Raw genomic sequence first — 26,702 nt, forward strand, 5'->3', positions numbered from 1 at the left:
GGATGAAGTGCGGTCCCCTAGCCTACCGGCCCCCTCCGGTCGTCCCGGACGCCACCGTGAGCGCGGTGCGCGCGGCCCGGGTCAGCTGGTCGACCAAGCTCGCCCGCCAGCCGGTCCACCCGGCGGGGCCGAGCGACGAGGCGTCGCTCTCGGTCAGCGCGCGCAGCACCTCGAGCAGGTCGAGCCGGTGGTCGATGCCCTCGAGCAGCCTGCGCACCGTCGCCGGGTCCTCGGGGTCGGCGCTCGTGCCGAGCTCCGCGAGCAGCAGGTGCTGGCGCACCAGCGTCGCCACGTCGGCGACGAACGGCTCGTCGAAGCCCATGCGCCGCACGACGGCCGGGACGATGCGCGCCCCTTCCGCGGAGTGGTCCGACGCCTCAGGACGCCGTCGCTTGCCGATGTCGTGCAGGATCGCGGCGACGAGCAGCAGGTCCGCGGGCAGGTCCGGCGCGGCGACGCCGCGGGCGAGCTGTTGCTTGCGCACCGCCGTCGCGAGCGCGGCCGTCTCGACGAGGTGGCGGTCGACGGTGTGCCGGTGGACGGCGGCGCGCTGCGGCTTGTTGCGCACGTCCGCCCACTCCGGGATCCACGTCGTCACCGCTCCGGCGAGGTCGAGAGCCTCCCAGACGTGGATCTGCGCGGAACCGGAACCGAGCAGGGTGAGCAGGTGCCCACGGGCGGCGCGGGGCCACGGTTCGGGCAGCGGTGGGCACTCGGCCAGGGAGTGCACGGTCACGGGCGACAGCGCGAGACCCGTCCGGGCCGCCGTGGCCGCGGCACGCAACGACAGCAGCGGGTCCTCGGCCGGCTGCGCGGTGACCGCCAGCACGAGCTCGCCGTCGTGCTCCACGAGGCCCTCTCCCACGGACCGCAGCCGTGGCGGCTGCCGCCGTCCCCGGACCAGCACGGGCTTGCGCGTGGCGGGGCGCTGGAGCGCCTGGCGGGCGCGGCGCACGGTCGAGTCGAGCGCGAAGGAGATCTCGCGACCGGCCGCGGCCAGGCTCGCCAGCAGCTCGTCGGGGTCGTCGTGCCCCGTCAGCGCGGCCACCTCGTCGAGGTCGGCGAGCAGCAGGCGGGTCGACCGCCGCCGTGTCACGACCTGCAGGGCGTCCCGCACGTCGAGCAGGTGGGCGTACGCGGTGTCCACGCGTCCGTGCGGCCGGTCGGTGAGCCACGTCGCGGCGAGCGCGGACAGCACGACCGCGTCGCGGATGCCGCCCCGCGCCTCCTTGAGGTCCGGTTCGACGAGGTACGCCAGCTCGCCGGAGCGCTCGGCGCGTTCTCGCACCCCGGACAGCAGCTCGGGCAGCCGCCGGCGGGACGCCGAGCGCCAGTCCGTGAGGATCCCCGACGCGGCGCGGTGGACGACGACGGCGTCCCCCGCCACGGGCCGCACGTCGAGCCAGCCGACGGCGGCAGGAAGGTCGCGCGTGGCGAGCTGCCGGGTCTGGTTGAGGGACCGCACGGCGTGGTCGATGTCGACCCCGGAGTCCCACAGCGGGTACCAGAGCCGCTCGGCGACCTCGGCCAGCTCGGCCGGCTTGTGCGAGCGGCCGTCGTGCACCAGCACGAGATCGAGGTCGGACAGCGGTCCCAGCTCACCGCGCCCCAGGGAGCCGACCGCCGCCAGCGCGATGCCCGCCGGCTCGACGCCCGCCGTCGCCTCCGCGTACAGCTCGGAGAGGCGCTCGGTGACGATCTGCTGGAGCGTGGCTCGGCGGGCGACGCCGGAGCGCCCGGGGCCGCTGAGGTCGGCGGCGGCGGCGAGCAGCGCCTGGCGCAGCCCCACGACAGGGCCCCGCCCCCCCGGGGGCGGGGGGGGGGGCCGGGGGGGGGGGGGGGGGGGGGGGCGCCGGGGGGGGCCGGCCCAGCCCCACGCCCGGGCCCCGCACCCCGGTGCCGGGGTGCGGGGCCCTGTCGTGGGGCCGTGCGGGGCCGCCCGTGGGAGGGAGGTCGGGCATCGGCGTCAGAGCGCGGCGTCGCCGTGCTCGCCGGTGCGGACCCGCGCGACGTCGTCGACCGGGACCGTCCAGACCTTGCCGTCGCCGATCTTGCCCGTCTGGGCCGCGCCCACGACCACGTCGACGATCGCGGCGGCGTCCTCGTCGGCGATGAGGACCTCGATGCGGACCTTCGGGACGAGGTCCACGGTGTACTCGGCACCGCGGTAGACCTCGGTGTGGCCCTTCTGCCGGCCGTAGCCGCTGGCCTCGCTGACCGTCATGCCACGGACGCCGGCGGCCTCGAGGGCCGACTTCACGTCGTCGAGACGGTGGGGCTGGATGACGCCTGTGACGAGCTTCATGCTCGGACCTCCTTGATGACGGAACCCTGCTGGATCGTCTCGTACGCCGTCTCGCTGTGGACGGCGAGGTCGATGCCGCTGACCTCCTCCTCCTCGGAGATGCGCCAGCCCATCGTGGCCTTGAGCGCCAGGCCCACGACCAGCGTGACGACACCGGCGAAGACCACCGCGACGAGCGCGATGACGACCTGGACGCCGAGCTGCTCGATGCCGCCGCCGTAGAGCAGGCCGGTCTCGGTCGCGAGGAAGCCGAGGGAGACGGTGCCCCAGAGACCCGCGACCAGGTGGATCCCGACGACGTCGAGGGAGTCGTCGAAGCCCAGCTTGAACTTCAGGCCGACCGCGACGGCCGACAGCGCCCCGGCGACCACGCCGATGGCGATCGCACCGACCGGGGACACGTCACCGGCGGCCGGGGTGATGGCGACCAGACCGGCCACGACGCCCGACGCGGCGCCCAGCGAGGTGGCCGAGCCGTCACGCAGCTTCTCCGTGATCAGCCAGCCGAGGATCGCGGCGGCCGTGGCGGTGGTCGTGTTGACCCAGGCGAGGCCGGCAGCGCCGTCGGCGCCGTAGGCCGAGCCGGCGTTGAAGCCGAACCAGCCGAACCACAGCAGCGCCGCGCCCAGCATCACCAGAGGCAGGTTGTGCGGTCGCATGGCGTCGGTGCCGAAGCCCTTGCGCTTGCCGACGATCAGTGCCAGCACGAGCGCGGCGACACCGGCGTTGATGTGCACCACCGTGCCGCCCGCGAAGTCGATCGGTGCGGCGTCACCGAAGACGAACGGACCCGCGTCGGACAGCAGGCCGCCGCCCCAGACCATGTGGGCCATCGGGAAGTAGGACAGCGTCGCCCACACGCCCGCGAAGACCATCCACGTCCCGAACTTCACGCGGTCGGCGATGGCGCCCGAGATGAGCGCGACGGTGATGATGGCGAACGTCGCCTGGAAGCCGACGTCGACGATCGTCGGGATGCCGTCGACGACCCACTCACCGGCGTCGTCGAGGACGGCGCCCCCACCGAGCCCGAACTGCTCGAACGGGTTGCCGAAGAGCGAGTAGCCCTCAGCCCCCACGCCCGTGCCGTAGGACATCGACCAGCCCCACAGGACGTAGATGACGCCGACGACGGCCATGGCGCCGAACGACATCATCATCATGTTCAGGACGGACTTGCCACGAACCATGCCTCCGTAGAACAACGCCAGGCCTGGCGTCATCAGGAGCACGAGCGATGCTGCGGTCAGCATCCACGCGGTCACTCCGGTATCCAGCTCCATCGTGTCACTCCCCTCGCCAGCCCGTGTGGCCGGTCGGGGACAACCGTGTCGGCGCGGCGTTTCCACTGGACGGAGGTCGTGTTACCGCCGTGTCACAGACGAGGCATCCGCGTAAACATCGGGTTTCTGTCCAGAGTGCGAGACGTTCGGCGCCTCGCCGTGATCTTCCTGTGACCCGCCCGAGACCTCGCCGCGACCGGTCAGCCGAGCAGCCCGTCGACGAACTGCTCCGGGTCGAACGGCGCCAGGTCGTCCGGCCCTTCGCCCAGCCCGACCAGCTTGACCGGCACGCCCAGCTCACGCTGCACCGCCACGACGATCCCGCCCCTGGCGGTCCCGTCCAGCTTGGTGAGCACGATGCCGGTCACGCCGGCGACCTCGCCGAAGACCTTCGCCTGCTGCATCCCGTTCTGCCCCGTGGTGGCGTCCAGCACCAGCAGGACCTCGCCGAGCGGGGCCTCCCGGGTGATGACGCGGCTGATCTTGCCGAGCTCGTCCATCAGGCCTGCCTTGTTCTGCAGGCGGCCGGCCGTGTCCACGAGCACGACGTCGACGTCGTCCCGCGACCCCTTGGCCACCGCGTCGAACGCGACGGCGGCCGGGTCGGCGCCCTCACGGTCCGAGCGCACCGTCTCCACGCCCACCCGCGCGCCCCAGGTGGCGAGCTGGTCCGCCGCCGCCGCGCGGAACGTGTCGGCAGCACCCAGCACCACCGAGCGGCCCTCGGCGACGAGCACCCGGGCGAGCTTGCCCACCGTGGTCGTCTTGCCGGTGCCGTTGACCCCGACGACGAGGACGACTGCGGGCTTCGGCACGCCGTCGACCACCGGACGGGTGGTGGCGATCGTCCGGTCCATGGTGGGGTCGACGACCTTCAGCAGCTCGGACCGCAGCAGCTCACGCACCGCGCCGGCGTCGCGCACGCCCTCGACCTGCACCCGGGTGCGCAACCCCTCGAGCAGTTCACCGGCCGGACCCGCGCCGATGTCCGCGAGCAGGAGCGTCTCCTCCAGCTCGTCCCAGTCGTCGTCGGTGAGGTCCGCACGCGACAGGACGCTCAGCAGTCGAGCGCCCAGCGGCGACCCGGAGCGCGCGAGCCGGTCGCGCAGCCGCACCATCCGGCCCGCGACAGGCGCGGGCGTCTCGAGCACCGGGGCGGCGGGAGCCGTCTCCACCGGTGCGGCGTCCGGCGGCGCGAGCGTGTCCTGCGTGGCCTCGTCGACGGCCGGCGGGGCGCCGCCGTCGTCCCGACGACGGCGGCGGAGCCGAGGTGCGAGGAGAGCGGAGCCGACGCCCGCGAGGAGGACGACGCCAAGAACGATCCAGAGCCAGAGAAGATCTTCAGTCACGGTGCCCCAGTCTCCCAGACCGTGCGCCGCCGTGGCGCGTCAGACGCCGCGCACTCCCGGGTCACCGGTCCGCGGGGTCGCGTGGAACGGTGTGCTGACCCGCTCCTGGGCACGTTGCAGCACCCCGGAGAGCTCGTCGGCGTCGACGTAGGCGGGCGCGTCCTCGACGGCCGCGGCGAAGAAGGCGTCCATGTCGGTGTCGACGGGATCAGGAGCGGCGGTTCGACGGCGGCGGCTCAGACCGGCACGGAAGTCCCGCACGAAGGCGCCCACGCCGCGGATGTCGTCGTCGTCCCGCTTCTCCATGACGTTGGCGACCAGGAAGACCGCCCCGGCCACCAGGAGCGAGACGAGAATCCACACGACGAGAGCCATGACACCCATTGTCACCCGGCCTCCACCGCTTCGCGCAGCCTCTGGGAGATGACGGTCGTCACACCGTCGCCACGCATCGTGACGCCGTAGAGCGCGTCCGCGACCTCCATCGTGCGCTTCTGGTGCGTGATCACCACGAGCTGGGAGTCCTCCTGCAGCTCGCGGAAGATCTCGAGCAGCCGCCCCAGGTTGACGTCGTCGAGCGCCGCCTCGACCTCGTCCATCACGTAGAAAGGGCTCGGGCGGGCCTTGAAGATCGACACGAGGAACGCCACCGCCGTCAGCGACCGCTCCCCGCCGGAGAGCAGCGACAGCCGCTTGACCTTCTTGCCGGCCGGCCGTGCCTCCACCTCGATGCCCGTGGTGAGCAGGTCCCCGGGCTCGGTGAGGACCAGCCTGCCCTCGCCGCCGGGGAACAGCCGCGAGAAGACTCGCTCGAACTGGGCCGCGGTGTCCTGGTACGCCTCTGCGAAGACCTGTTGGACCCGCTCGTCGATCTCGGCCACGATCTGCAGCAGGTCCTCGCGGGACCCCTTGAGGTCCGCGAGCTGCTCGGTCAGGAACCGGTGACGTTCCTCCAGCGCGGCGAACTCCTCGAGGGCCAGCGGGTTCACCGTGCCGATCCGCTTGAGCGCGCGCTCGGCCGTCGCGAGACGCTTCTCCTGCTCGGCGCGCACGTACGGCACGGGCTCCGGGTCCGGGTCGTCCTCGGCCGCGTCCGCCGGCCGCGGCACCGGGACGTCGCGGTGCGGGCCGAACTCCTCCACCAGTGCCTCCGGGTCGGTCCCGAGCTCCTCGACCGCCCGGGCGTGGAGCTGTTCGAGCCGGGCCACCTGCTGCGCGCGAGCGACCTCGTCGCGGTGCGCCACGTCGGTCAGGTCGCGCAGCTCGCCGGACAGCCGGTCCACGTCCGCGCGCACGGCGTCGACCTCGGCCCGCTGCTCCTCCCGCTCCGCCTCCGCGGCGGCGCGCTCGGCCGCGGCGCGTTCCGCCGAACGCGCGAGGACGTCGAGCGCCGTCGTGACGTCGGCCCGGACCCCGGCGGCGCGGTCGGCCTCGGCCGCCCGACGCCGGGCACGTGCCGCCGCCTGCTCCCGCGCGCGGCGTTCCTGCGCGGCGGCGCGCGCCAACCCCTGCGCGCGGCCCGAGACCGCCCGCGCACGCTCCTCGGCGGTGCGCAGGGTCAGCCGCGCCTCCGTCTCCGCCCGCCGTGCGGCGGCCGCGTCCCGCTGCGCCGTGTCCCGGGCCTCGGTCGCCGCGGCGATGTCCTCCTCGGACCGGGTCGGCTCCGCCTCGGCCACCTCCAGACGGTGGACCAGGTCGTCGAGCTCGGTGGCATCCTTGTCGCGACGCTCCGTCGCCTCCGCCAGCGCCGCCCGGTGACGCTCTGCCTCCGCCTGCGCACCGGTGCGTGCGGAACCCAGCGTGCCGAGCTGCTCCGCCACGGCCGCCATCGCCGCGTCCGACTCGTGCAACCGCTCCAGCGTCTCGTCGTGGCGGGCCTGTGCCGCCTCGAGCGTCGCCCGGGCGTCGACCTGCTCGTCGCGCGCCCGGTCGCCCCGCGCCACGGCGTCCTCCAGACCTGCCCGCGCCTCCTCCAGCGCGCTGGTCAGGTGCAGCACGCTCGGCGCCGCCGCCGAGCCGCCCGACGCGCGGGTCGCGGCGAGCAGGTCGCCGGCCCGGGTCACGGCCACGGCCTCCGGGTGCGCCGCCACCACGGCGCGCGCCTGCGCGAGATCCTCCACCACCACGACGGCCGCGAGCAGATGGCGCAGCGCAGCCGCCGCCGGTCCCGTGGCCGTCACGACGTCGACGCCTCGACGCGCGCCGTCCGGCAGCGGGACGTCCAGCGGCGCCGAGGTACCGCCGTCGGGCCCGCCCACCACCAGGCCGGCGCGTCCGGCGTCGTCGTCGCGCAGCAGGCGCAGCGCGTCGACAGCGGCCTCCAGGCTCTCCACCGCCACGGCGTCGGCCAAGGGCCCCAGGGCGGCCGCGACCGCCTCCTCGTAGCCGGTCTCGACACCGAGGAGCGAGGCCACGGAACCGAGGACGCCGGCCGGGTCCGCGGCGAGCAGCGCGCCCGCGCCGTCCTTCCGGTCGAGGCTGAGGCTCAGCGTCTCGACGCGCGCGGACCACGTCGCGCGGTCGGTCTCGGCGGCGGCGGCCTGCTCCTCGAGGCGTTCGACGGCGGAGCGCGCCCGGGTCAGCGCGGCGACGGCCTGCTCGTGGTCGGCGTCGAGGCCCTCCTCCCCGGCCTCGGCGCCCAGCACGTCCCGCTCCAGCTCGGCGAAACGGTCCGCCGCCTCCTCCGCCCGGCGCTCCGCCTCCGCAAGCCCGGCCTGCACGCGCTCGATCTCGGCGTCGGCGGCCTCCACCCGGCTGCGCCGTGCGGCGACCTGCCCGGACAGCCGGGCCAGTCCTTCGCGCCGGTCGGCGGCCCCGCGCAGCAGGGTGGCGAGCTCCTTCTCGGCCGTCGCCGCAGCTTTCTCGGTGTCCGCCCGAGCGGTGACGGTGCCCTCGAGCGCCGTCCGGGTGATCTCCACCTCGCGCGCCAGCTCGGCCTCCGAGGCGCGGGCTCGCTCCGCCTGGGCCTCGAGCTCGTCGGGGTCCTGCCCGCGGTGCTCCGGCTCGGCGGTGCCGAGCAGCCGGACCCGTTCGTCGGCCAGTGACGCCAGCCCTCGCAGCCGCTCCCGCACGGCACCGAGCCCGTGGAACGTGTCGGTGGCGCGGTGGGCGGCCTGCGCCGAGGCGGCCGCCGCGACCTCCAGCCGGGCCAGCCGCTGGCGGGCGACTCCCAGCGCGTCCTCCGCCGTCTGACGGCGCTGCGCCAGGGCCGCCTCGTCGGCACGCTCCTGCTCGAGCTGGGCGCCGAGCTGGGCGAGGTCGTCGGCGAGCAGCCGGGCGCGGGCGTCCCGCAGGTCGGCCTGCACCGTTCGCGCCTTGCGGGCCGCCTCCGCCTGGCGGCCCAGCGGGCCGAGCTGTCGGCGCAGCTCCGTGGTGAGGTCGGTGAGGCGGGCCAGGTTGCCGGCCATCGCCTCGAGCTTGCGCAGCGCCTTCTCCTTGCGCTTGCGGTGCTTGAGGACTCCCGCGGCCTCCTCGATGAATCCGCGCCGCTCCTCAGGGCTCGCGCGCAGCACCTGGTCGAGCTGTCCCTGGCCGACCACCACGTGCATCTCGCGGCCGATCCCCGAGTCGCTGAGCAGCTCCTGGATGTCCAGCAGGCGGCACGAGCTGCCGTTGATCGCGTACTCGGAGCCGCCGCTGCGGAAGAGCGTGCGGGAGATCGTCACCTCGGTGTAGTCGATGGGCAGCGCACCGTCGGTGTTGTCGATGGTGAGCGACACCTCTGCCCGGCCCAGCGGCGGGCGGCCCGCGGTGCCGGCGAAGATGACGTCCTCCATCTTGCCGCCGCGCAGCGACTTGGCGCCCTGCTCACCCATCACCCAGGACAAGGCGTCGACGACGTTCGACTTCCCGGAGCCGTTGGGGCCGACGACGCACGTGATGCCGGGCTCGAGGCTCAGTGTCGTCGCCGAGGCGAACGACTTGAAGCCTCGGAGCGTCAGCGTCTTGAGGTGCACGTGGCCGAGAGTATCCGTCGCACCCCGCGATCGGCCGCATCTGGCCCGGCGTCGCCCTGTTCCGGGCGCCGCGGAGACGAGACGTGCCGCCCTGGACGGATCCAGGACGGCACGTCGACCCTCATGATGCTCCTGATCAGGCCCGGGGGAACCAGAGCGCGATCTCGCGCTCGGCGGACTCCGGCGAGTCCGAGCCGTGCACCAGGTTCTGCTGGACCTTCAGACCCCAGTCCCGGCCGAGGTCGCCCCGGATGGTGCCGGGGGCGGCGGCCGTCGGGTCGGTGGCACCGGCCAGCGAACGGAACCCGGCGATGACGCCCTGTCCCTCGGCCACCACCGCGAGGACGGGGCCGGAGAGCATGAACTCGACGAGCGGGGCGTAGAACGGTTTGCCCTCGTGCTCGGCGTAGTGCTGGGCGAGGAGCTCGGGGCTGGCGTTCTTCAGCTCGACGGCCGTGAGCGTGTAGCCCTTGGCCTCGATGCGCCGCAGGATCTCACCGGACAGGCCGCGGCGGACGCCGTCGGGCTTGACGAGGACGAGGGTGCGCTCGGGCGCGGGCGTGGTTGCTTCGGTCATGGCCGTCACCCTATCGGCCGCGTCCTGCGCCGCTCCAGCACGCAGTACCGGACAGGACGGCGCCGGAGCCGTCCGACATCACGTGCTCGCGACGCGGCTCGTCAGTGGTTGGGCGCCGTCTCCGGGTGGGCCGCGTCGTACTCGGCACGCTCCCTGTCGATGCGCCCGCCGAGCCGCAACGAGACCACCCACATCGCGACGAAGACGGCCCCGACGAGGAACATCATCGGCAGCAGCAGGCCCATCGCCAGGACGGGGACCTGGGCGACCGATCCCGCCAGGTAGCCCCCCGGACGGGCGACCATCCGCGAGAGCACGACGAGGACCAGGAAGAGCACCCCGGTGACGGTCCAGAGCGCGGCCGTGGTGCCGAGGACCAGGGGTCCGCGCTCGTAGGCCGAGTCCCGCAGCCCGTACAGGGCGAGGGCCGCGAACAGCACCGCGAACGCCTCGAGCTGCAGCACCGTGGCGGCGAACTGCACCTTGGCGGGCTTGCGGGGCTTGATCGTGTCGCCCGGACGCGGGCGATCGTCCTTCTTGCTCACCGGTCCACGATATCGGTCGGTGCGCCGCCCTCGCGCCCGACGGCGGCATCCACCGTCTCGCTCGGTGCGCCGTCACCTGCCTCCTCCTGCTCCGCCGCCGCGTCCGCTGCCGCCTGCTCGCGAGCCGCGACCCGGGCCGGGTCCTCGATCGCCTCACCGCGCGCCACCATGCCGGCGACGTCGGACAGCTTGATGACCGGCAGGAACAGCGCCAGCACGAAGCCGACGAGCACCAGCGGCACGAGGTACCAGAACGACGGCGCCAGGGCGTCGGCGTAGGCGTCGATGACGCCGGAGTGCAGCGGCTCGGGCAGCTCGGCGACCATCGCGGGGGTGAGGCTCGCCTCGGCGCCCGTCTCGGCGGCGCCCGGGACCCCGGCGAAGACCTGGCCGAGGTTGTCGGTCAGCCGGGAGGTGAAGATCGTGGTGAACAGCGCGACGCCCACGGAGGCGCCGACCTCGCGGAAGAAGTTGTTCGCGCTGGTCGCGGTGCCGAGCTCGCTCGGGTCGACGGCGTTCTGCACGGCGAGCACCACGACCTGCATCACCAGACCCATGCCGGCGCCGAGCGTGAAGATCATCGCCCCGAACACCCACATGGAGGTGTCGCCAGAGAGCGTCGTCAGCCACACCATGCCGGCCGCGACGACCGCCAGGCCCGCGACCGGGTAGGCCTTGTAGCGACCCGACTTCGCGACCGCGAAGCCCGAGACGATCGAGGTCAGCATGACACCGACCATCATCGGCAGCATGAGCCAGCCGGACTCGGTGACGCCGGCGCCCGTGGACATCTGCAGGAAGGTCGGCAGCATCGCCATCGCGGAGAACAGCCCCATGCCGAGCACGAGACCGATGAGGGTGGTGATCGTGAACGTGCGGTTCTTGAACAGGCGCAGCGGGATGAGCGGCTCCGCGGCGCGGTTCTCGGCGAGCACGAACGCCCCGACCGCCCCCACGGTCAGCGCCACGAGCCCGAGCAGGCGGCCGTCGGTCCAGTCGTAGCCGCCCTGTGCGAGGGACTCCCAGCTGGTGATGAGCACGATGCCCGTGGTGGCCACGGCCATCGAGACGATCCCGGCCCAGTCCACCGGGCGCGACGAGCGGTGCGACGGCAGGCGCAGGGCGAACCACGCGATGGCGAAGGCCGCGAACCCCACGGGGATGTTGATCCAGAACGCCCACCGCCACCCCGGCCCCTCGGTGAGCCAGCCGCCGAGCAGCGGCCCGAGGACGGCCGAGATGCCGAACAGCGCACCGAGGGGGCCCATGTACTTGCCACGCTCGGACGCGGGGACGATGTCGGCGATGATCGACTGCGACAGGATCATCAGGCCGCCACCGCCCAGCCCCTGCACGGCCCGCCACAGCACCAGCGTGAGCATGGAGTCGGCCATCCCGGCGCCGGCCGAGGCCAGCGTGAACAGCCCGATCGCGACGAGGAACGGCCACCGGCGGCCGTACAGGTCGCCGAACTTGCCGTACAACGGCATGCCGATGGCGACCGCCAGGATGTAGGCGGTGACGACCCAGCCCTGGTGCGCGACGCCGTCGAGCTCGCCGACGATGGTCGGCATCGCCGTCGAGACGATCGTCTGGTCGAGCGACGACAGGAACATCGACGCCATGAGGGCGCCGAAGATCAGCCAGATGGTGCGCTGCGTCAGGACGACGAGCGGCTTGTCCGGCGCGGGGGCGGGAGCATGGGCCATGGGAGTACCTCGTTCAGGGGCTGTGCGGAGGGCTGTGCGGGAGCAGGGGCGGGCGCGCCGGGGCGGTCCGGTCAGGCGTTGACGACGGCGGCGATCTTGGCGAGCACCGCCGGGAGGTGCTCGGTGACGTCGCCGCGGCGGCCACCGGCGTCCCAGTCGTCGAGCGCGGCACGGACCAGGACGAAGACGACCATCGTGCAGGTGGCGGGATCGGTCGGCAGCGGCTGCCGGGAGTGCCGCTCGGCGAACAGGTCCTCGATCTGGTTCTTGTGTCGTTCGAACCAGGCGAAGTGGCACGCGAGCAGCCTCGGCTCGGCCTGCATGAGCTCGAGGACGCGCGCCGGCGCGTGCGGGCCGGAGCCGGCCACGGCCCCGAGCAGTGCTGCCGCGAGGACCTCGAGGTCAGCGGTGAGCCGTCCGGTCGGCCCGCCGGCGACGAACTCCCCCCGGAACCCGGCGTCGAGGTCGAACGACGCCTGGCCGAGCACCGCGTCGTCCTTCGACTCGAAGTAGTTGAAGAACGTGCGCGGCGAGATCCCTGCCGCGTCGGCGATCGCCTCGACGGTGACGGCGTCGAACCCGTGGGCCAGGACGAGGCGTTGGGCGGCGTCGACGATGGCGTCGGCCCGTGCGCGCTTCTTGCGCGCTCGCAGGCCGGTGTCGTCGGCAGGTCTGTCGCTCACCGCTCAATAATGCATCCACTGCAACTTTGCATCAAGTGCAATATTGAGTGTTCCGCCTCACAGCTCGCCGAACCCGCCCTGCACCAGGCCGACGACGACGGCGACCGCCGCCTCCGCCTCAGGGCCCCGCGCGGTGATCGTCACCACGTCGCCCGCCGACGTCCCCAGGGACATGAGCTGCAGCACGCTGGTCGCGTCGGCGCCGTCGATGGTGACGGGCACGCCCAGGTCGGCGACGGCCCGGGCGACGACCGCGGCCGGGCGGGCGTGCAGACCGAGCGGGTTGCGCACCGGCACGGTGGCGGTCACCTCGTCGGCACCGCCCGACGACGACGGGCCCGGTAGCGGGATCGCCTCACCCGAGGCGCGCGTCCGCACGGCGGCCGGGCTGTCCGCGGTGCCCGCGCCGGGAGCCTCGACCAGCTGCAGCACAGGCTCCGGCCCGATGGACAGCACCGCCGCCCGGGCCGACTCCGCGACGGCGTCCAGGCCGGCACCCTGCTGGGCCGTCACGGCCGCCGCGACAGCACCCTCGACGAACGGCGCGGAGACGAGCCGCACCCGGGACGGCAGCTCCGGGTCCAGCTCCAGCGCGGACTCGACCGTCAGGACGGCGGACCCGAGGTCGGCCAGCACGACGACGTCGTCCACCACCGTCAGCGCCGCGGACAGCGCGTCCTGGACCCGCGTCAGCGACGTGCCCAGCCCGCCGTCGGGATCCCCGGCCGCGCACCGCAGCTCGACGTCCGGCGCCATCTGCCGGGCGAGCGCGGCCGTGCCGTCGGCGAGCATCACCGAGTGAGCCACCAGAACCAGTCCGACACTCACGCGTCGCGTCCCTCCGCGGCGGTCACGGCGGCCGCGAGGATGATCGCCGACGAGCGGGCGCCAGGATCCTGCGTGCCCGCGCTGCGCTCGGCCAGGTAGGAGGCCCGCCCCTTGGTCGCCACAAGCGGGACGGTCGCCTCGGCTCCGGCGGCGGCGGCCTCGGCCGCCGCACGCAGCACGTCGGCCACGTCCTCGGCGTCCTCCGCCCGCTCGGCGGCCTCGGCCGCCGGCTGCCAGGCGTCGACCATCGTCTTCTCCCCCACAGAGGCGTGGCCGCGTGCCACGATCCCCTCGACAGCGGCCTCCATCATCGACACCACACCGCTCGCGGACAGGTCCGGGCGGTCGGTCACCTTGGAGGCGCGCAGCAGGGCGGTGCCGTACAGCGGCCCGGCGGCGCCACCCACCGTGGACATCAGGGTGGTGGCGGCGAGGCGCAGCACCTGCCCGACCGTCTCCCGCGGAGGGAGAGCAGGATCGTCCAGGCGCTCGACGACGGCGCTCAGCCCTCGATCCATGTTGACCCCGTGGTCCCCGTCACCCACCCGGCGGTCGAGCTCGGTCAGCTCGTCCCGCGCGGCACGGACATCCGTGGCAGCGGTCTGCATCCAACGTTCGGCCCAGGCGACATCCAGCACGGTCACCACCGTAGCGCCGGTGTGCGCACCGGAGCGTCCCACAGCTCGGTCAGCTCGGCGTCGAGCCGCAGCACCGTGACCGAGGCACCCTGCATCTCCAAGGACGTCACGAGGCTGCCGACCAGGGACCGCGTCACCTCGACGCCGCGCTCGGCGAGCATCTCCCGTGCCCGGCCGTACACGACGTAGAGCTCGCTCAGCGGCGTGCCCCCCATCCCGTTGACGAACAGCAGGACCTGCTCCCCCGCCGTCAGACCCAGGTCCTCCACGACCGGTTCCAGGAGCCGCTGCGTGATGTCGTGCGCGCCCGAGGCGGTGACGCGGTGCCGGCCCGGCTCGCCGTGGATCCCGATGCCGATCTCGACCTCGTCGTCGGCCAGCTCGAAGCCGGGGCGCCCCACGTGGGGCACCGTGCAGGCGGTCAGCGCGACACCCATGGACCGCACGCCGGCAGCGACCCGCTCGGCCAGGGCTCGCACCGTCGCCAGGTCGTCGCCGCGGGCGGCGGCCGCACCGGCGATCTTCTCGACCGCGACCGTCCCGGCGACGCCTCGTCGGCCGGCCGTGAACAGCGAGTCCTCGACGGCGACGTCGTCGTTGACGAGGACGCTGGCGACCTCGATCCCCTCGGCCTCGACGAGCTCCACCCCGGTCTCGAAGTTGAGCACGTCACCCGTGTAGTTCTTCACGATCGCGAGGACGCCCGCACCGCCGTCGGCCGCCTGGAGCGCGGCGGACACCTGGTCCGGGGTGGGAGACGTGAAGACGGCGCCCGGCACGGCCGCGTCGAGCATCCCCGGACCGACGAACCCGGCGTGCAACGGCTCGTGGCCGGAGCCGCCGCCGCTCACGACGGCGACCTGGCCCGGCGGGGTGCCGCCGACACGTCGCACGAACGTGGGGTCGAACCGCACCTCGACGTCGTCGGCGTGCGCCAGGGCGAACCCGCGCAGCGAGTCGTCGACAGCCTGTGCCGGGTCGTCCAGCAGCTTCTTCATCACGGCCTCCCGAGGCGTTGTGCGTGTGATCCATACAACACCCCACGCCCGACCCGTGCAGAATCGGCCGTGCCGCGGTCCCGCTCCGCCGCGTACCGCTCCGCAGGCGGCTCAGCCCCGGCCGAGCAGGACGCGCGCGTCCGCCACGGTGATCACCGACCCCGTGACGACGACCCCGGTCCCCGTACCGACCCCGACGACGTCCTCGGCCTCGGCGAGGTCGGTGGCGACCTGCAGGGCGGCGTCGAGGCGTTCCGAGGTGTGCACCCGGTCCTCGCCGAAGATCTCCCGCGCCAGCTCGGCGAGGTCGTGCGGGTCCGCCGAGCGCTCGGACGAGTTGCGGGTCAGCACCACGTGCGACAGCGCGGGCTCCAGCGTGGCCAGCAGGCTCTCGGCGTCCTTGTCGGCCAACACCCCGACCACCCCGACCACGGCCCGCAGGCTGAACGACTCGTCCAGCGCCGCGACCAGGGCCTCGGCACCGTGCGGGTTGTGCGCGGCGTCGACCAGCACCGTGGGGCTCGAGCGCAGCAGCTCGAGGCGACCGGGCACCGAGACGTCGGCGAACGCCGTCTCCACGACGCCGCCGTCCAGCGCCCGCCCACCGAGCATCTGCTCGACGGCGGTCAGGGCGAGCAGGGCGTTGTGCGCCTGGTGCGCGCCGTGCAGCGGCACGAACACGTCCGTGTAGGTCGCCAGCGGCGTGCGCAGCGCGACGAGCTGCCCGCCGACGGCGATGTGGCGCGCGGCCACGTCGAGGTCGACGCCTTCGCGCAGCAGGCGCGCCCCGACGTCGGCGGCCCGCTCGGCGAGCACCTCGTCGACCTCGGGCCGCTGCTCGGCCACCACGGCGGTGGCCTTCCGCTTGATGATGCCCGCCTTGACCTCGGCGATCTCGGCGGGGGTCGACCCGAGCCACGTCTCGTGGTCGATGCTGATCGGGGTGATCACCGCGACCTCCGCGTCGACGGTGTTGGTGGTGTCCCACGTGCCACCCATGCCCACCTCGAGCACCGCGACGTCGACCGGGGCGTCGGCGAACGCCGCGAACGCGAGTCCCGTGAGCACCTCGAAGAAGTTCAGCCGCGACTGCCCCGACTCCTCGAGCTCGGCGTCGACCACCTGGACGTAGGGGAAGACGTCCTCCCAGACCTCCACGAACCGGGCCGCGCCGAGCGGCTCGCCGTCGATCTGGATGCGCTCGGTGACGCTCGTCAGGTGCGGCGAGGTGAACAGGCCCGTGCGCAGCCCGTGCTCGCGCACGAGGCGCTCGGCCATGCGGGCCGTCGACGACTTGCCGTTGGTGCCGGTCAGGTGGATGGCACGGAAGGACCGCTGCGGGTCACCCAGCAGCTCCAGCAGCCGGGCGACGCGGTCGATGGTCGGCGACACGTCGTGCTCCGGGGCGCGCGAGACGATGTGCGTGTAGACGCGCTCGAGATCCTCGCGGGCCGCGGCGTCCTCCGCGGCTGCGCGGGCCGCCTTGCGCTCGGCGGCCTTGACCTTCTTGTCGCTCATGCGTCTCCCTCGTGCTTCGTGACGTGGACGGCGCGGGTCGTCCCGTCGGTCCCGGTCACCGTCAGGTGCTCGGCCAGCGTCTCGCGCATCACCAGCGTGCGGTGCGCCTCGACGTCCGCCAGGTGCTCGGCGGGCACGTCGAGAGCGAGGTCGATGCGGTCGCTCACCTCGAGCCCGGCGGCCTTGCGGGCGTCCTGCACGTCGCGGACGACGTCGCGGGCGTACCCCTCGGCGCGCAGCGCGTCGTCGAGCGCGAGGTCGAGGACGACGAACCCGCCGCCCGGCAGCACGCTGGCCGCGACGTCCTGTCCCGCCTCCTCGCCGACGACGGTCGTCAGCTCGTACTCGGGCTCCAGCAGCGCGACGCCGCCGTCATCCGTGGCGACGACCACGACGCCGTCGGCGACATGCCAAGCGCCGGACTTCGCGGCCTTGATCACCGCCTGCACGCCCCGGCCGAGGCGCGGACCGGCCGCACGGGCGTTGACGGCCAGCCGCTCGGTGATGCCGAACCGCTCGGACGCCTCGGCGTCCGCCCGCACCAGGTCCACCGCCTTGACGTTGAGCTCGGAGGTGAGCAGCCCGACGTAGTCCGCGAGCGCCTCCGGGTCCGGCACGGCGACCGTGAGTCGCGCCAGCGGCTGGCGCACCCGCAGCTGGTTGGCCTTGCGCAGCGCCAGCGTCGTGGAGACGACGGCGCGCACCTCGTCCATCGCGGCGACGAGCGCGTCGTCAGCCACCAGGGCGGGGACGTTCTGCGCCGCGGGCCAGTCGGCGAGGTGCACCGACCGCTCCCCCGTCAGGCCCCGCCAGATCTCCTCGGTCAGCAGCGGCGCGAGCGGTGCCATGACGCGGCACAGCACCTCGAGCGCCGTGTACAGCGTGTCGAAAGCATCGGCGTCCTCGGCCCAGAAGCGGTCCCGCTGGGTGCGCACGTACCAGTTGGTGAGCACGTCCAGGTGCTCGCGCACCGACTCGCACGCCCCGGAGATGTCGTAGGCGTCGAGCTGCTCGGTGACCGTCACCACGAGGTCGTGCGTGCGCGCCAGCAGGTACCGGTCGAGCGCCGGCATCCCGGCCACGCGCTCGGGCGCGACGGGCCTCGCGGCGTAGCCTCCGCCGTCGGGGCCCGCCGCGCTGTTCGCGTACAGGGTGAAGAAGTAGTACGTGCTCCACAGCGGCAGGAGCACCTGGCGGACGGCGTCGCGGATGCCGTCCTCGGTCACCACGAGGTTGCCGCCGCGCAGGATCGGGCTGGCCATGAGGAACCAGCGCATGGCGTCCGAGCCGTCGCGATCGAACACCTCGGAGACGTCCGGGTAGTTGCGCAGCGACTTGCTCATCTTGCGTCCGTCGGAGCCCAGCACGATGCCGTGCGAGACGGCGGTGCGGAACGCCGGGCGGTCGAACAGCGCGGTGGCCAGGACGTGCAACGTGTAGAACCAGCCGCGCGTCTGGCCGATGTACTCGACGATGAAGTCGCCCGGGTAGTGGTGCTCGAACCACTCGCGGTTGTCGAACGGGTAGTGCACCTGCGCGTACGGCATGGAGCCGGAGTCGAACCAGACGTCGAGCACGTCCTCGACGCGGCGCATCGTGGACCGGCCCGTCGGGTCGTCGGGGTTCGGCCGGGTGAGCTCGTCGACGAACGGGCGGTGCAGGTCTGGCTCGCCGGCCGCGTTGCGCGGCAGACGGCCGAAGTCCCGCTCGATCTCGGCGAACGAGCCGTAGACGTCGGTGCGCGGGTAGGCCGGGTCGTCGCTCTGCCACACCGGCACCGGCGAGCCCCAGAAGCGGTTGCGGGTGATCGACCAGTCGCGGGCGTTCTCCAGCCACCGACCGAACTGGCCGTGCTGGATGTGGTCCGGCGTCCAGGAGATCTGCTCGTTCAGCTCGAGCATGCGGTCCTTGACCTTGGTGACCTCCACGAACCACGAGGACACGCCCATGTACATCAGCGGCTGGCGGCAGCGCCAGCAGTGCGGGTACGAGTGGTCGTAGGACTCGCGGCGCAGCAGCACGGTGCCGGGAGTGACGGCACCGGTGTCGGCCTCGCCGCGGGTGCCCGCCTTGAGGTGGTCGATGATCGGCAGGTTCGCGTCGAAGACCTGCAGGCCGGCGTACTCGTCAACGGGGTGCGTGAACTTGCCGTCGGCACCCACGGGCATGACGGAGGCGACGCCCTCGCGGTCGCAGACGATCTTGTCGTCCTCGCCGAACGCGCCGGCGGAGTGCACCAGGCCCGTACCGTCGGTGGTGGTGACGAAGTCCGCCGGCACGACGCGGTGCGCGCGCTCCCGGCCCTCGTAGTAGGTGAACGGCGGGCGGTAGGCGACCTCGAGCAGGTCGGCGCCCGTCAGCCGCCCGACCACGCGCGGCTCCTCGGCGCCCTCGTCGGTCAGCTCGCGGGCGTAGTGGCCCAGCCGCGCCTCGGCGAGGACGTAGCGCTCGGCGGTCCCGCTGAACGCCGACTCCACGACGACGTAGTCGATGTCCTCGCCGACCATGATCAGCAGGTTGGAGGGCAGCGTCCACGGCGTGGTGGTCCACACGAGCAGCTTGTCGCCGGCGCGCACGGCGTCCGCGGCGCCGTCGGGCACCGACGTGACCTCGAAGCCGACCGTGACGGCCGGGTCCTGGCGGTTCTGGTAGACGTCGTCGTCCATGCGCAGCTCGTGGTTGGACAGCGGCGTCTGGTCGTTCCAGCAGTACGGCAGCACGCGGAAGTCGGAGTAGACCAGGCCCTTGCGGTAGAGCTCGGCGAACGCCCACATGACCGACTCCATGTAGGTCGGGTCGAGGGTCTTGTAGTCGCCGTCGAAGTCGACCCAGCGCGCCTGGCGGGTCACGTAGTCGCGCCACTCCGAGGTGTACTTCAGCACGGAGCTGCGGCACGCGTCGTTGAACTTCTCGATGCCCAGCTCGAGGATCTCGTCCTTGGTCTTGATGCCGAGCTGGCTCATCGCCTCGAGCTCGGCGGGCAGGCCGTGCGTGTCCCAGCCGAACCGGCGCTCGACGCGCTTGCCGCGCATCGTCTGGTAGCGCGGGACGACGTCCTTGGCGTACCCGGTCAGCAGGTGGCCGTAGTGCGGCAGGCCGTTGGCGAAGGGCGGGCCGTCGTAGAAGACGAACTCGTTCGCGCCGTCGGTGCCGGCGTCGTTCTTGGCGACCGAGGCCCGGAACGTGGCGTCGGCCTCCCAGTAGGACAGGATCTCCTGCTCGATCTCGGGCAGGCGGGGCGAGGCGGGGATGCCGAACGCCTCGCCGGGCGCGCTTGCTGACGAGGGGACCGAGCGGTGCAACGGATAGGCCATGGGTGGGCTCCTGGACGAGCGACGGGTGGTACGACGACGGCACTGCTGCACGAGGACGACGTCGGCTTCCGCTGGTGCGATCGCCGAGCCGCGGTACCACCCCGCTTGCGGACCCCTCACCTCGAGGATCGGGGTCCACCACTCGTTCACGGCTGTGACGGGCCTACCCGTCCGGTTCTACTGGGCCCACACGGGCCGTTCTTCCGGAGGCTCGCCGGTGATGGCCGGGTCGACGCCTGTGCCTCGATGATACCGAGCCGCGCAACCCGCCGCGCTCACGTGCGCGTATTTTTCGTCGGCGTGCAGCCGACTCTTCTCGATCCTGCAGAAATGATTAATAAGGCCTGCTACGCGGCCCCGTAAGCAGCGCTAAATCACCTGCATGGGCTGCTGGTCTGGCCACGTGCCGGCGGCCTCGCGTCATGGTTCTGCTAACTCAGTCGTGCGGCGTCCCGCCGATACATGGCCGCGTGCTCGAGCAGGTGGGGTGCGCCGGTGGCGTGGGCGTGCTCCTCGGTCCAGTCGGCGAGGTCGTGAAGCCTGTGGCCCATGGTGCGCATCAGGTCAGCGACGGGCGGTGCGGCGTCGCGGCCGTAGCTGTCGAGCAGGTGGGCCAGCCGCGCTTCGGGCGGTGGTCCGTCGGGAGGTGCGGGCATGTCTTCGCACCAGCCGCAGATCCGGTAGGCGAGGTAGGCGAGGTCCCACACGCGTGGCCCGGGTGAAGCCATGTCCATGTCGATGAAGCCGACCAGCTGCTCGCCGTTGTGGACCATGTTGTAGGGCGCGACGTCGTTGAGGCAGATCACCTCGGCGGGCTCGTGGGCCGGCATCCGCCACACGGCACTGGTGAGGGAGAAGTTCCGGGTCGCGTCGTGCCAGCACCGCAGCAACCTCCCAGCGCGCATGGCTGTCCCGGGTTCCCATACCCAGGCGGGCGCCGGCCATCCTGCCGTCTCGCCGGCCAGGTAGCTGAGTACCTCTCGGCCTTGATCGTCCACGCCCAGCGGCGTCGGGACGGCTCGGACTCCCTGGGCGCGGACCCAGGCGAGCAGCGCCTGGATGGTCGGTGTCCACGGCCCGGCAGTTCGGCGGACGGTGTCGCCGATTCTCACGACCTCATTGACGTTGCCGCCGGTGAAGTCGCTACCGGTCTCGTCACCTGAACTCATCGCTAGATGCTCGCACGGGAGCCTTCGCTTGCCGCCCCATGTCATATCGCTGACGCTGATCCGTGCCGCAAGCCCTGAAGCTCACACTCGTGACGCTACGGCCCGGTGCTTGGTCAGGTAGACCGCCCCGCTGATGTGCTGGCCGAGCTGCCCGCTCGCCGGCTCCAGGTCTCGTTTCGGGCCGTGGGGCGTGTGGCGTATGGCGTGGGGCGTGGGGCGTGGGGCGTGCCACGCTCCTGCGTTGGGCGCTACTGACTCGATTCTCCGCGTGCCGCATCTTCCTGGCGACGCACCACGTCGACGGGCTGGTCGGTGGCCCGTTCGACTCCGAGTTGACGGCGAAAGGCCCCGACGACGCCGGTCGGATCGCCGCAGCTCTGGCCGAGAGGATCGGCGTCGGACCCAGCCGGTCCCTGGTCTCCTCGGGTCTTCGCCGGACGGCGCAAACGGCGACAGTGATCGGCGACATTTTGGACATCGCACCCGACCTCGGCAGTCGACTGCAGGAGAAGTCGTACGGCGTGGCGGAAGGACGCGAGCAATCCTGGTTGGGCGAACGGTTCGTCCCGCCACCGGCGGTAGGCAACCGGCTGCGTCCCCACGAGGGGAACGATGGCGCCGAAACGCGCCTGGAGGTGGCGTCGAGGGTCTACGAGGCGACGTCCGACGCCCTGGCGCGCGACGTGGATGACCTGGTGATCGTGACCCACGGGTACGCGGCGTACGTTCGTGGTCGCGGCGTGGATCGGGATGCCGATCGAGGCCGCCGGCCACGCCGCCTTCCCCGTGCACTCGGGCAGCATCACGACGCTGCGCGAGGACGACTTCTTCCACAACCGCGCCGTCCTGGCGGTGGCAGAGACGTCGCACCTGCAACGTTGACGGACGCCGGGCGGACTGTAGATTCCCCCGACGATCAGCGAAGCGCGACGATGCGACCCGCATCGCGCGACCAAGACGACGCGCATAGGCGGCGATAGTCTGCCGGGGTGGCGAACTTGGGGTCGGTCGCGTGGCCGCCTGCACCGATCAGCACGGAGCGTCTCGTGCTTCGCCTGCCAGAGGCTCGCGACCGGCCGACGATCATCGATCTGTACTCGTCACCTGACGTCGGCGAGTACATCGGTGGCGCGCAGTCGCGGGACGAGTTGGAGCGACGGATCTCCAAGGAGCCTCGCGTCGGGGTCGGTCAGTTCATCGTTGATCGAAAGGGGACGATGATCGGGACTGTGCAGATCGTGCGGCGCGACGAGGACTTCGCCGTGCGCTCAACTGCTGGCAGGGTCGAGCTGGGATACCTCTTCCTTCCCGAGGTGTGGGGTCAGGGCTACGCCCGGGAAGCGTGTGCAGCATTGCTCGAGTGGTTCGCTGCTGAGGCGCCCTCGGAACGGGTGATGGTGCCGACGCAGGCAGGGAACGTGCGCGCAATCCGCCTGGCGGAGTGGCTGGGCTTTGTCGAGGTGGCTCGGGAAGAAGCGTTCGGAGTCGAGCAGTGGATCGGTGAGCACCCAGGTCACTCCCTGTCTGTATGACGACGGCATGAGGCAAGCGGGCGTAGTTTCCAGCCCTCACCGTCGGCCGTGGCCTAGTTCGATCTACGCTGCGCCTCCGGCACGACATGCCCGAGATCGCGCAAGGTAGGCAGGCGGGTCCGCACAATCTGCGCTGCACGTCGACATGTGCCTAGACAAAACGAGAACGAACCCAAAGCTCCTCCGCTGCACTTCCCGGTCGGAAGCCGAAGTGCTCGAGCATCGCGGTCGCTTCGGGAAAGTTGGAAGCGACGGCGTCGGGTGTGTGAGCGTCGCTGCCGAAGCTCACCGCCTTCCCGCCTGCGTCGGCCCACCATTCCGGAATCCACGACCAGAGCCGCCGAGTGTTCATCTCGAGCGCGCGACCGCCTTCGGCGATCGACCGCAGAGCCATCCGGAAGCCCTCCTCGAAAGGGCGTGGGTCGAACGGCCCTGCGGTTCGAGTGGGCCACATCCGCACCGCGTAGTCGATGTGCGTGAAGACCTCGAACGCGTCGGAGCCTTTCACCATGACGGGGACGTGTGCGAGGTAGGCGTCCATGACCTCGGCCGGGTCGTGCTCACGGAACAGGGTGTGGGGCTCGGCGTGCCCGTCGCCGAGGTTGAGCGTATGCAGCGAGCCGAGAACCCGATCGATGAGATCCAGGTCGACGATCTCTGCGGCCCGCCGGCCGACGAGGTGCGGCTGCCCGAGCTCGACCCCGGTGTGGATACGGAGGTCGGGGAACTCGTGGCGCATGCGGTCGATGGCACCCAGGTAGCCGGCAGCGTCGAACGGTGCAAAGTCAACTCTGCCGGCGCTGTTGAGGAAGCCCTGCTGGTGGGGCATCAGGTCCTCGGGCCCCGCGCGCCAGGTGTCGGGGATGTCGAGGTGTTCGGTGAAGTAGATGGCCTCGAGCCCGATCCTCACCGCCTGTGCGCACGTGGATCGCATGCGCCCCACCGCATGGGAAGCGGGGCCACCGGTGTCCCATGACCACTCGCTGTGCACGTGACTGTCGGCTGGCAACGTCATGGACCCATGCTGCCCGGTCGTCGGTGCGGTCGACCACCGCGCGGAACGCGTCCAGCGTGCGCCGCGGATCAGCCGCTCGGTGCCGCGCCACCCCCTGGTCGTTCGTACGGTCGAAGTCGAGCTGCGCGGCGGCCATCTGCCGGACGAACCCCCACCGTGTTGTCGTCGCGGAACCGATCAGGTGCGCCAGGACGTCGTGCACGGACCACCCGGGGCAGAGCGACGGCGCCTCCCACTGGTCCGCCGAGAGGCCGTCGAGGTCACGGGCGAGGCTGCGACGCTCCGCATGCACGGCATCCCACATGGTGCTCTGGTCCATGGTCGTACTCCTTCGGTCGGGTCCCGCGCCGAGGATCGGGCGGCGGTTGCGCCAAGACAGGCTGGTGACCGCCGCCGTACTCATCGCGGTGGCGGCTGCCAGCAGGACCACACGCCGGCCGCAGGCGGTCGCGAAGCCCAGACCCGTATCCTCGGCTCGACACCCGACAAGACCGAAAGGGCGACGACCGATGACGGCGTCTGATCTGATCGTCCGGCGAGACGGCGTGAGCCTCGCGGTCACCGACCGCGGTGGTGACGGCCCGCCGGTGATCCTGCTGCACGGGCTTGCGGGAAGCTCGCGGGAGCTGCTGCCCACCGCGGACACGCTCACCGACCGGTTCCGCGTGCTCCTGGTCGACCAACGGGGGCACGGCCGCAGTACGCGCCGACCCGACGACCTGTCGCGTGAAGCCTTCGTCGACGACATCGTCGCCGTGATCGAGAAGCTAGCCGACCACCCGGTGCGTCTCGTCGGGCAGTCGATGGGAGCCCACACGGCGTTCCTCACGGCGTCTGCGCGGCCCGACCTGGTCGACTGCCTCGTCATGCTCGAAGGGCACGTCGCCGGAGACGACGATCCCGGCGCTGCACGCGGGCTCGGAGAGTTCTTCGCGACATGGCCACCCTCGTTCGCCGACGAGACCGCCGCACGAAGGGTGCTCGGTGACTCACCCCTCGCCGATGCCTGGATCGACGACCTCGAGCGCACGCTCGACGGCCTGCGCCCACGATTCGACGCCGACGTCGTGCGGGCCGTCATCGAGGCGGTCCATGCGCCTCGGTGGGACGAGTGGGAGGCCCTGACCACGCCGACGCTCGCCGCCTTCGCCGACGAAGGCATGTTCACCGCCGAGGCGAAGCACGAGCTGGTCCGCCGTCGTCCCGGGACATGGCGCGCCGATCTGGCGGGCGCCGGGCACGATGCCCACCTCGACGCCTTCGACGACTGGATCGGCGTGCTGCGCGCATTCTTCGGCAAGGAGCACTGATGCACGACGACACCGAGGCCGCGCTCGGCCTCTCCTCCGACGGCACTGCCGTGGTGGACCCGCAACAGCGCCGGACGGTGGTCGTCCTCGTCCTCGCTCAGGTCCTCTCCGGCGCCGGCCTCGCTGCCGGCATCACCGTCGGCGCTCTCCTCGCTGCCGACATGCTCGCGACCACCGCCTACGCCGGTCTGCCCGCCGCCCTGTTCACCGCGGGGTCCGCCGCCGCGGCGCTCGTCGTCGGTCGCCTGTCCCAGCGGTGGGGTCGCCGCGCCGGCCTGACCTTCGGCTATCTCACCGGGGCGGTCGGTGCCGCCGGGGTGGTCCTCGCCGCGGTGGCAGACGCCGTCGTGCTCCTCTTCGTCGCCTTCGCCGTCTACGGTGCGGGCACCGCGACGAACCTCCAGGCCCGGTACGCGGGCGCCGACCTGGCCTCGCCCCGGCACCGTGGCCGGGCCGTGAGCACCGTGCTCGTGGCCACGACCGTCGGTGCCGTGGCCGGCCCCAACCTCGTCGGTGTCATGGGTGACCTCGCGGCCGGCTGGGGCATCCCGCCGCTCGCCGGGCCCTTCCTCCTCGGCGGGGTCGCCTATGCGGCGGCCGGCGTGGTGCTCTGGGTGCTGCTGCGGCCCGACCCGTTGCTGCTCGCCCGCGAACGTGCAGCGCGGGCCGTGCCCGAGCCAGGGGCGTCCGAGGTCGCGTCCGCCGCGGAGGCGGTGGGAGGGTCGACCGGCCGCCAGGTCAGCCGCACCGTGCTGCTCGCCGGCACGATCATGGTGCTGACCCAGGGCGTCATGGTCGCCATCATGACGATGACGCCGGTCCACATGGAGCAGCACGGTCATGCCGTGGCCACCGCCGGGTTCGTCATCGCCGTGCACGTCGGGATGATGTACCTGCCGTCGCCGCTGTCCGGCTGGCTCACCGACCGGTTCGGCCCCGTGCGCGTCGCCGCCGCGGCCGCGCTCACGCTGCTCGCGGCCGGGCTGGTCTCGGCGCTCGTCCCGCCGTCGTCCGTCGCGGGGATCGCCGTGGGGCTCGGGCTGCTCGGGCTGGGCTGGAGCCTCGGCCTGGTATCGGGCACCGCCCTGCTCACGACGTCGGTGCCGCTGGACGTCCGAGCACGGACCCAAGGGGCGGTGGACCTGGCCGTGGCCCTGGCGGGTGCCGCCGGCGGGCTCGGTTCCGGGTTCGTGGTGGCCGGGTCCAGCTTCGCGGTCCTCGCCCTGGGCGGGGGCCTGCTCGCCCTGCTCGTGCTCCCGGTCATCGCGCTGTCCGCGCGACCTCGGCGTGCTGCTACCGGGGACTCGTCCCGCCGGGGTCCGTGACCTGGACGTGCGCATCGGCACGACGACCTCGGGGCTCGGTGGGGCCGGCCACCAGCACGGGCACCGGCGCCTTGCGCACCACCTCCTCTGCCACGCTGCCGAGCAGCCGCACGGACAGTCCGCGCCCCCTGCGCCCCACGATCAGCACGTCCACGTCGTCCTGACCGGCACGGTGGATGAGCGCCTGAGCCGGCGGCCCGCTGAGCACCTCGCACATCACGTCGTGCCCGGCGGCGAGCGCCCGGGCCGCCTCGAGCCGGTCGGTGGCGACTCCGTGCCGCCCGTGCTCGTCAGCCGCCGCGGCGTCGTAGTCCACCACCGTCGCGAGCAGGAGAGAACGCCGGCCGTCCTGGACGAGGTCCAGTGCCGCGCTCAGTGCCGCCTCCGACTCCGGCGACCCGTCGACACCGACCAGGACCCGCGCGCCGTCGACGGCGTCACCGTGCCGTTGGGAGGACAGGACCTGGGGGATGCGCTCGACCCGGTCGGGCGCCATGGCGGCGAGGACCGGCCCCAGCACGACGGCACTGATCAGCCACCACGGGGAGCGGTGACCGCGACGGGCCATCCACAGCATGGTGGCCAATCCTGCGCCGACCCAGAGGCCGCAGACGAGGAGGACGTACTGGCCGGCTGACATGCACCCAT

General features: G+C 72.6%; 22 protein-coding genes and 2 pseudogenes. 5 read left to right on the forward strand and 19 right to left on the reverse strand.

What is annotated here, in order from left to right:
- Window positions 1-22: 22 nt before the first annotated feature.
- From ACH5HR_RS09945 to ACH5HR_RS10020, 16 genes are all read right to left on the reverse strand, one after another.
- A complete protein-coding gene (locus tag ACH5HR_RS09945) occupies window positions 23-1,789 on the reverse strand; it encodes a [protein-PII] uridylyltransferase family protein (protein ID WP_416477643.1) in 1,767 nt (588 codons plus the stop codon).
- A 177-nt stretch (window positions 1,790-1,966) separates the two neighbouring features.
- Entirely contained in the window at window positions 1,967-2,305 is a 339-nt protein-coding gene (locus ACH5HR_RS09950; protein WP_106268146.1) for a P-II family nitrogen regulator, read from the reverse strand.
- Entirely contained in the window at window positions 2,302-3,588 is a 1,287-nt protein-coding gene (locus ACH5HR_RS09955) for an ammonium transporter (protein WP_402375424.1), read from the reverse strand. The genes ACH5HR_RS09950 and ACH5HR_RS09955 overlap by 4 nt, the downstream gene beginning before the upstream one ends.
- Before the next feature lie 200 nt (window positions 3,589-3,788).
- Window positions 3,789-4,937 (reverse strand): signal recognition particle-docking protein FtsY, encoded by a 1,149-nt coding sequence (gene ftsY / locus ACH5HR_RS09960; RefSeq protein ID WP_416477645.1) that lies wholly within the window; start codon window positions 4,935-4,937, stop codon window positions 3,789-3,791.
- A gap of 39 nt (window positions 4,938-4,976) precedes the next feature.
- The gene (locus tag ACH5HR_RS09965; RefSeq protein ID WP_402375428.1) at window positions 4,977-5,312 is read right to left on the reverse strand and encodes a hypothetical protein; all 336 of its coding nucleotides are present in this window, start codon (window positions 5,310-5,312) and stop codon (window positions 4,977-4,979) included.
- A gap of 11 nt (window positions 5,313-5,323) precedes the next feature.
- Window positions 5,324-8,893: a chromosome segregation protein SMC gene (gene smc, locus ACH5HR_RS09970; protein WP_416477647.1), complete on the reverse strand. Its 3,570-nt coding sequence runs from the start codon at window positions 8,891-8,893 to the stop codon at window positions 5,324-5,326.
- Window positions 8,894-9,029: 136 nt separating this feature from the next.
- A complete protein-coding gene (ndk, locus tag ACH5HR_RS09975) occupies window positions 9,030-9,470 on the reverse strand; it encodes a nucleoside-diphosphate kinase (protein ID WP_402375432.1) in 441 nt (146 codons plus the stop codon).
- A gap of 101 nt (window positions 9,471-9,571) precedes the next feature.
- Window positions 9,572-10,015, reverse strand: coding sequence for a DUF4233 domain-containing protein (locus ACH5HR_RS09980; protein ID WP_416477648.1), 444 nt, complete (start codon window positions 10,013-10,015; stop codon window positions 9,572-9,574).
- Window positions 10,012-11,724, reverse strand: coding sequence for an MDR family MFS transporter (locus ACH5HR_RS09985; RefSeq protein WP_416477650.1), 1,713 nt, complete (start codon window positions 11,722-11,724; stop codon window positions 10,012-10,014). Before ACH5HR_RS09985 ends, ACH5HR_RS09980 begins: the two co-directional genes overlap by 4 nt.
- A gap of 71 nt (window positions 11,725-11,795) precedes the next feature.
- Window positions 11,796-12,407, reverse strand: a complete 612-nt coding sequence (locus ACH5HR_RS09990; protein WP_402375438.1) for a TetR/AcrR family transcriptional regulator — start codon at window positions 12,405-12,407, stop codon at window positions 11,796-11,798.
- A 57-nt stretch (window positions 12,408-12,464) separates the two neighbouring features.
- Complete coding sequence (gene dhaM / locus ACH5HR_RS09995; protein WP_416477652.1) at window positions 12,465-13,235, reverse strand: dihydroxyacetone kinase phosphoryl donor subunit DhaM; 771 nt, start codon at window positions 13,233-13,235, stop codon at window positions 12,465-12,467.
- Window positions 13,232-13,843, reverse strand: a complete 612-nt coding sequence (gene dhaL, locus ACH5HR_RS10000; RefSeq protein ID WP_416477700.1) for a dihydroxyacetone kinase subunit DhaL — start codon at window positions 13,841-13,843, stop codon at window positions 13,232-13,234. The genes dhaM and dhaL overlap by 4 nt, the downstream gene beginning before the upstream one ends.
- A gap of 32 nt (window positions 13,844-13,875) precedes the next feature.
- Complete coding sequence (dhaK, locus tag ACH5HR_RS10005) at window positions 13,876-14,871, reverse strand: dihydroxyacetone kinase subunit DhaK (RefSeq protein WP_416477653.1); 996 nt, start codon at window positions 14,869-14,871, stop codon at window positions 13,876-13,878.
- A gap of 111 nt (window positions 14,872-14,982) precedes the next feature.
- Window positions 14,983-16,389 (reverse strand): bifunctional folylpolyglutamate synthase/dihydrofolate synthase, encoded by a 1,407-nt coding sequence (locus ACH5HR_RS10010; protein WP_416477654.1) that lies wholly within the window; start codon window positions 16,387-16,389, stop codon window positions 14,983-14,985.
- Window positions 16,386-19,703 (reverse strand): isoleucine--tRNA ligase, encoded by a 3,318-nt coding sequence (gene ileS / locus ACH5HR_RS10015; RefSeq protein ID WP_416477655.1) that lies wholly within the window; start codon window positions 19,701-19,703, stop codon window positions 16,386-16,388. The genes ACH5HR_RS10010 and ileS overlap by 4 nt, the downstream gene beginning before the upstream one ends.
- A 431-nt stretch (window positions 19,704-20,134) precedes the next feature.
- The gene (locus tag ACH5HR_RS10020) at window positions 20,135-20,872 is read right to left on the reverse strand and encodes a phosphotransferase (RefSeq protein ID WP_416477656.1); all 738 of its coding nucleotides are present in this window, start codon (window positions 20,870-20,872) and stop codon (window positions 20,135-20,137) included.
- Between the two features lie 218 nt (window positions 20,873-21,090).
- Here ACH5HR_RS10020 and ACH5HR_RS10025 point away from each other — a divergent pair.
- From ACH5HR_RS10025 to ACH5HR_RS10035, 3 genes and pseudogenes are all read left to right on the forward strand, one after another.
- Window positions 21,091-21,528 (forward strand): annotated as a pseudogene (locus ACH5HR_RS10025) (histidine phosphatase family protein); the annotation flags it as partial.
- Window positions 21,529-21,622: 94 nt separating this feature from the next.
- Complete coding sequence (locus ACH5HR_RS10030; protein ID WP_402375558.1) at window positions 21,623-21,754, forward strand: hypothetical protein; 132 nt, start codon at window positions 21,623-21,625, stop codon at window positions 21,752-21,754.
- Window positions 21,755-21,861: 107 nt separating this feature from the next.
- On the forward strand, window positions 21,862-22,404 hold the full coding sequence (locus tag ACH5HR_RS10035; RefSeq protein ID WP_416477657.1) for a GNAT family N-acetyltransferase: 543 nt from the start codon (window positions 21,862-21,864) through the stop codon (window positions 22,402-22,404).
- A gap of 151 nt (window positions 22,405-22,555) precedes the next feature.
- Here ACH5HR_RS10035 and ACH5HR_RS10040 read toward each other — a convergent pair whose 3' ends face one another.
- Both ACH5HR_RS10040 and ACH5HR_RS10045 read right to left on the reverse strand, forming a co-directional pair.
- A complete protein-coding gene (locus ACH5HR_RS10040) occupies window positions 22,556-23,419 on the reverse strand; it encodes a PHP domain-containing protein (protein ID WP_416477658.1) in 864 nt (287 codons plus the stop codon).
- Window positions 23,420-23,453: 34 nt separating this feature from the next.
- Window positions 23,454-23,822, reverse strand: a pseudogene (locus tag ACH5HR_RS10045) (maleylpyruvate isomerase family mycothiol-dependent enzyme); the annotation flags it as partial.
- Between the two features lie 106 nt (window positions 23,823-23,928).
- Here ACH5HR_RS10045 and ACH5HR_RS10050 point away from each other — a divergent pair.
- Complete coding sequence (locus tag ACH5HR_RS10050; protein ID WP_416477659.1) at window positions 23,929-24,729, forward strand: alpha/beta fold hydrolase; 801 nt, start codon at window positions 23,929-23,931, stop codon at window positions 24,727-24,729.
- On the forward strand, window positions 24,729-26,054 hold the full coding sequence (locus ACH5HR_RS10055; protein ID WP_416477661.1) for an MFS transporter: 1,326 nt from the start codon (window positions 24,729-24,731) through the stop codon (window positions 26,052-26,054). The genes ACH5HR_RS10050 and ACH5HR_RS10055 overlap by 1 nt, the downstream gene beginning before the upstream one ends.
- Here ACH5HR_RS10055 and ACH5HR_RS10060 read toward each other — a convergent pair.
- Window positions 26,023-26,694, reverse strand: a complete 672-nt coding sequence (locus tag ACH5HR_RS10060; protein ID WP_402375460.1) for a universal stress protein — start codon at window positions 26,692-26,694, stop codon at window positions 26,023-26,025. The two genes, ACH5HR_RS10055 and ACH5HR_RS10060, sit on opposite strands and share 32 nt — an antisense overlap.
- Window positions 26,695-26,702 lie beyond the last annotated feature (8 nt).

This window comes from Isoptericola maris (assembly GCF_048065335.1).
Taxonomy (GTDB): Bacteria; Actinomycetota; Actinomycetes; order Actinomycetales; family Cellulomonadaceae; genus Isoptericola; species Isoptericola rhizosphaerae.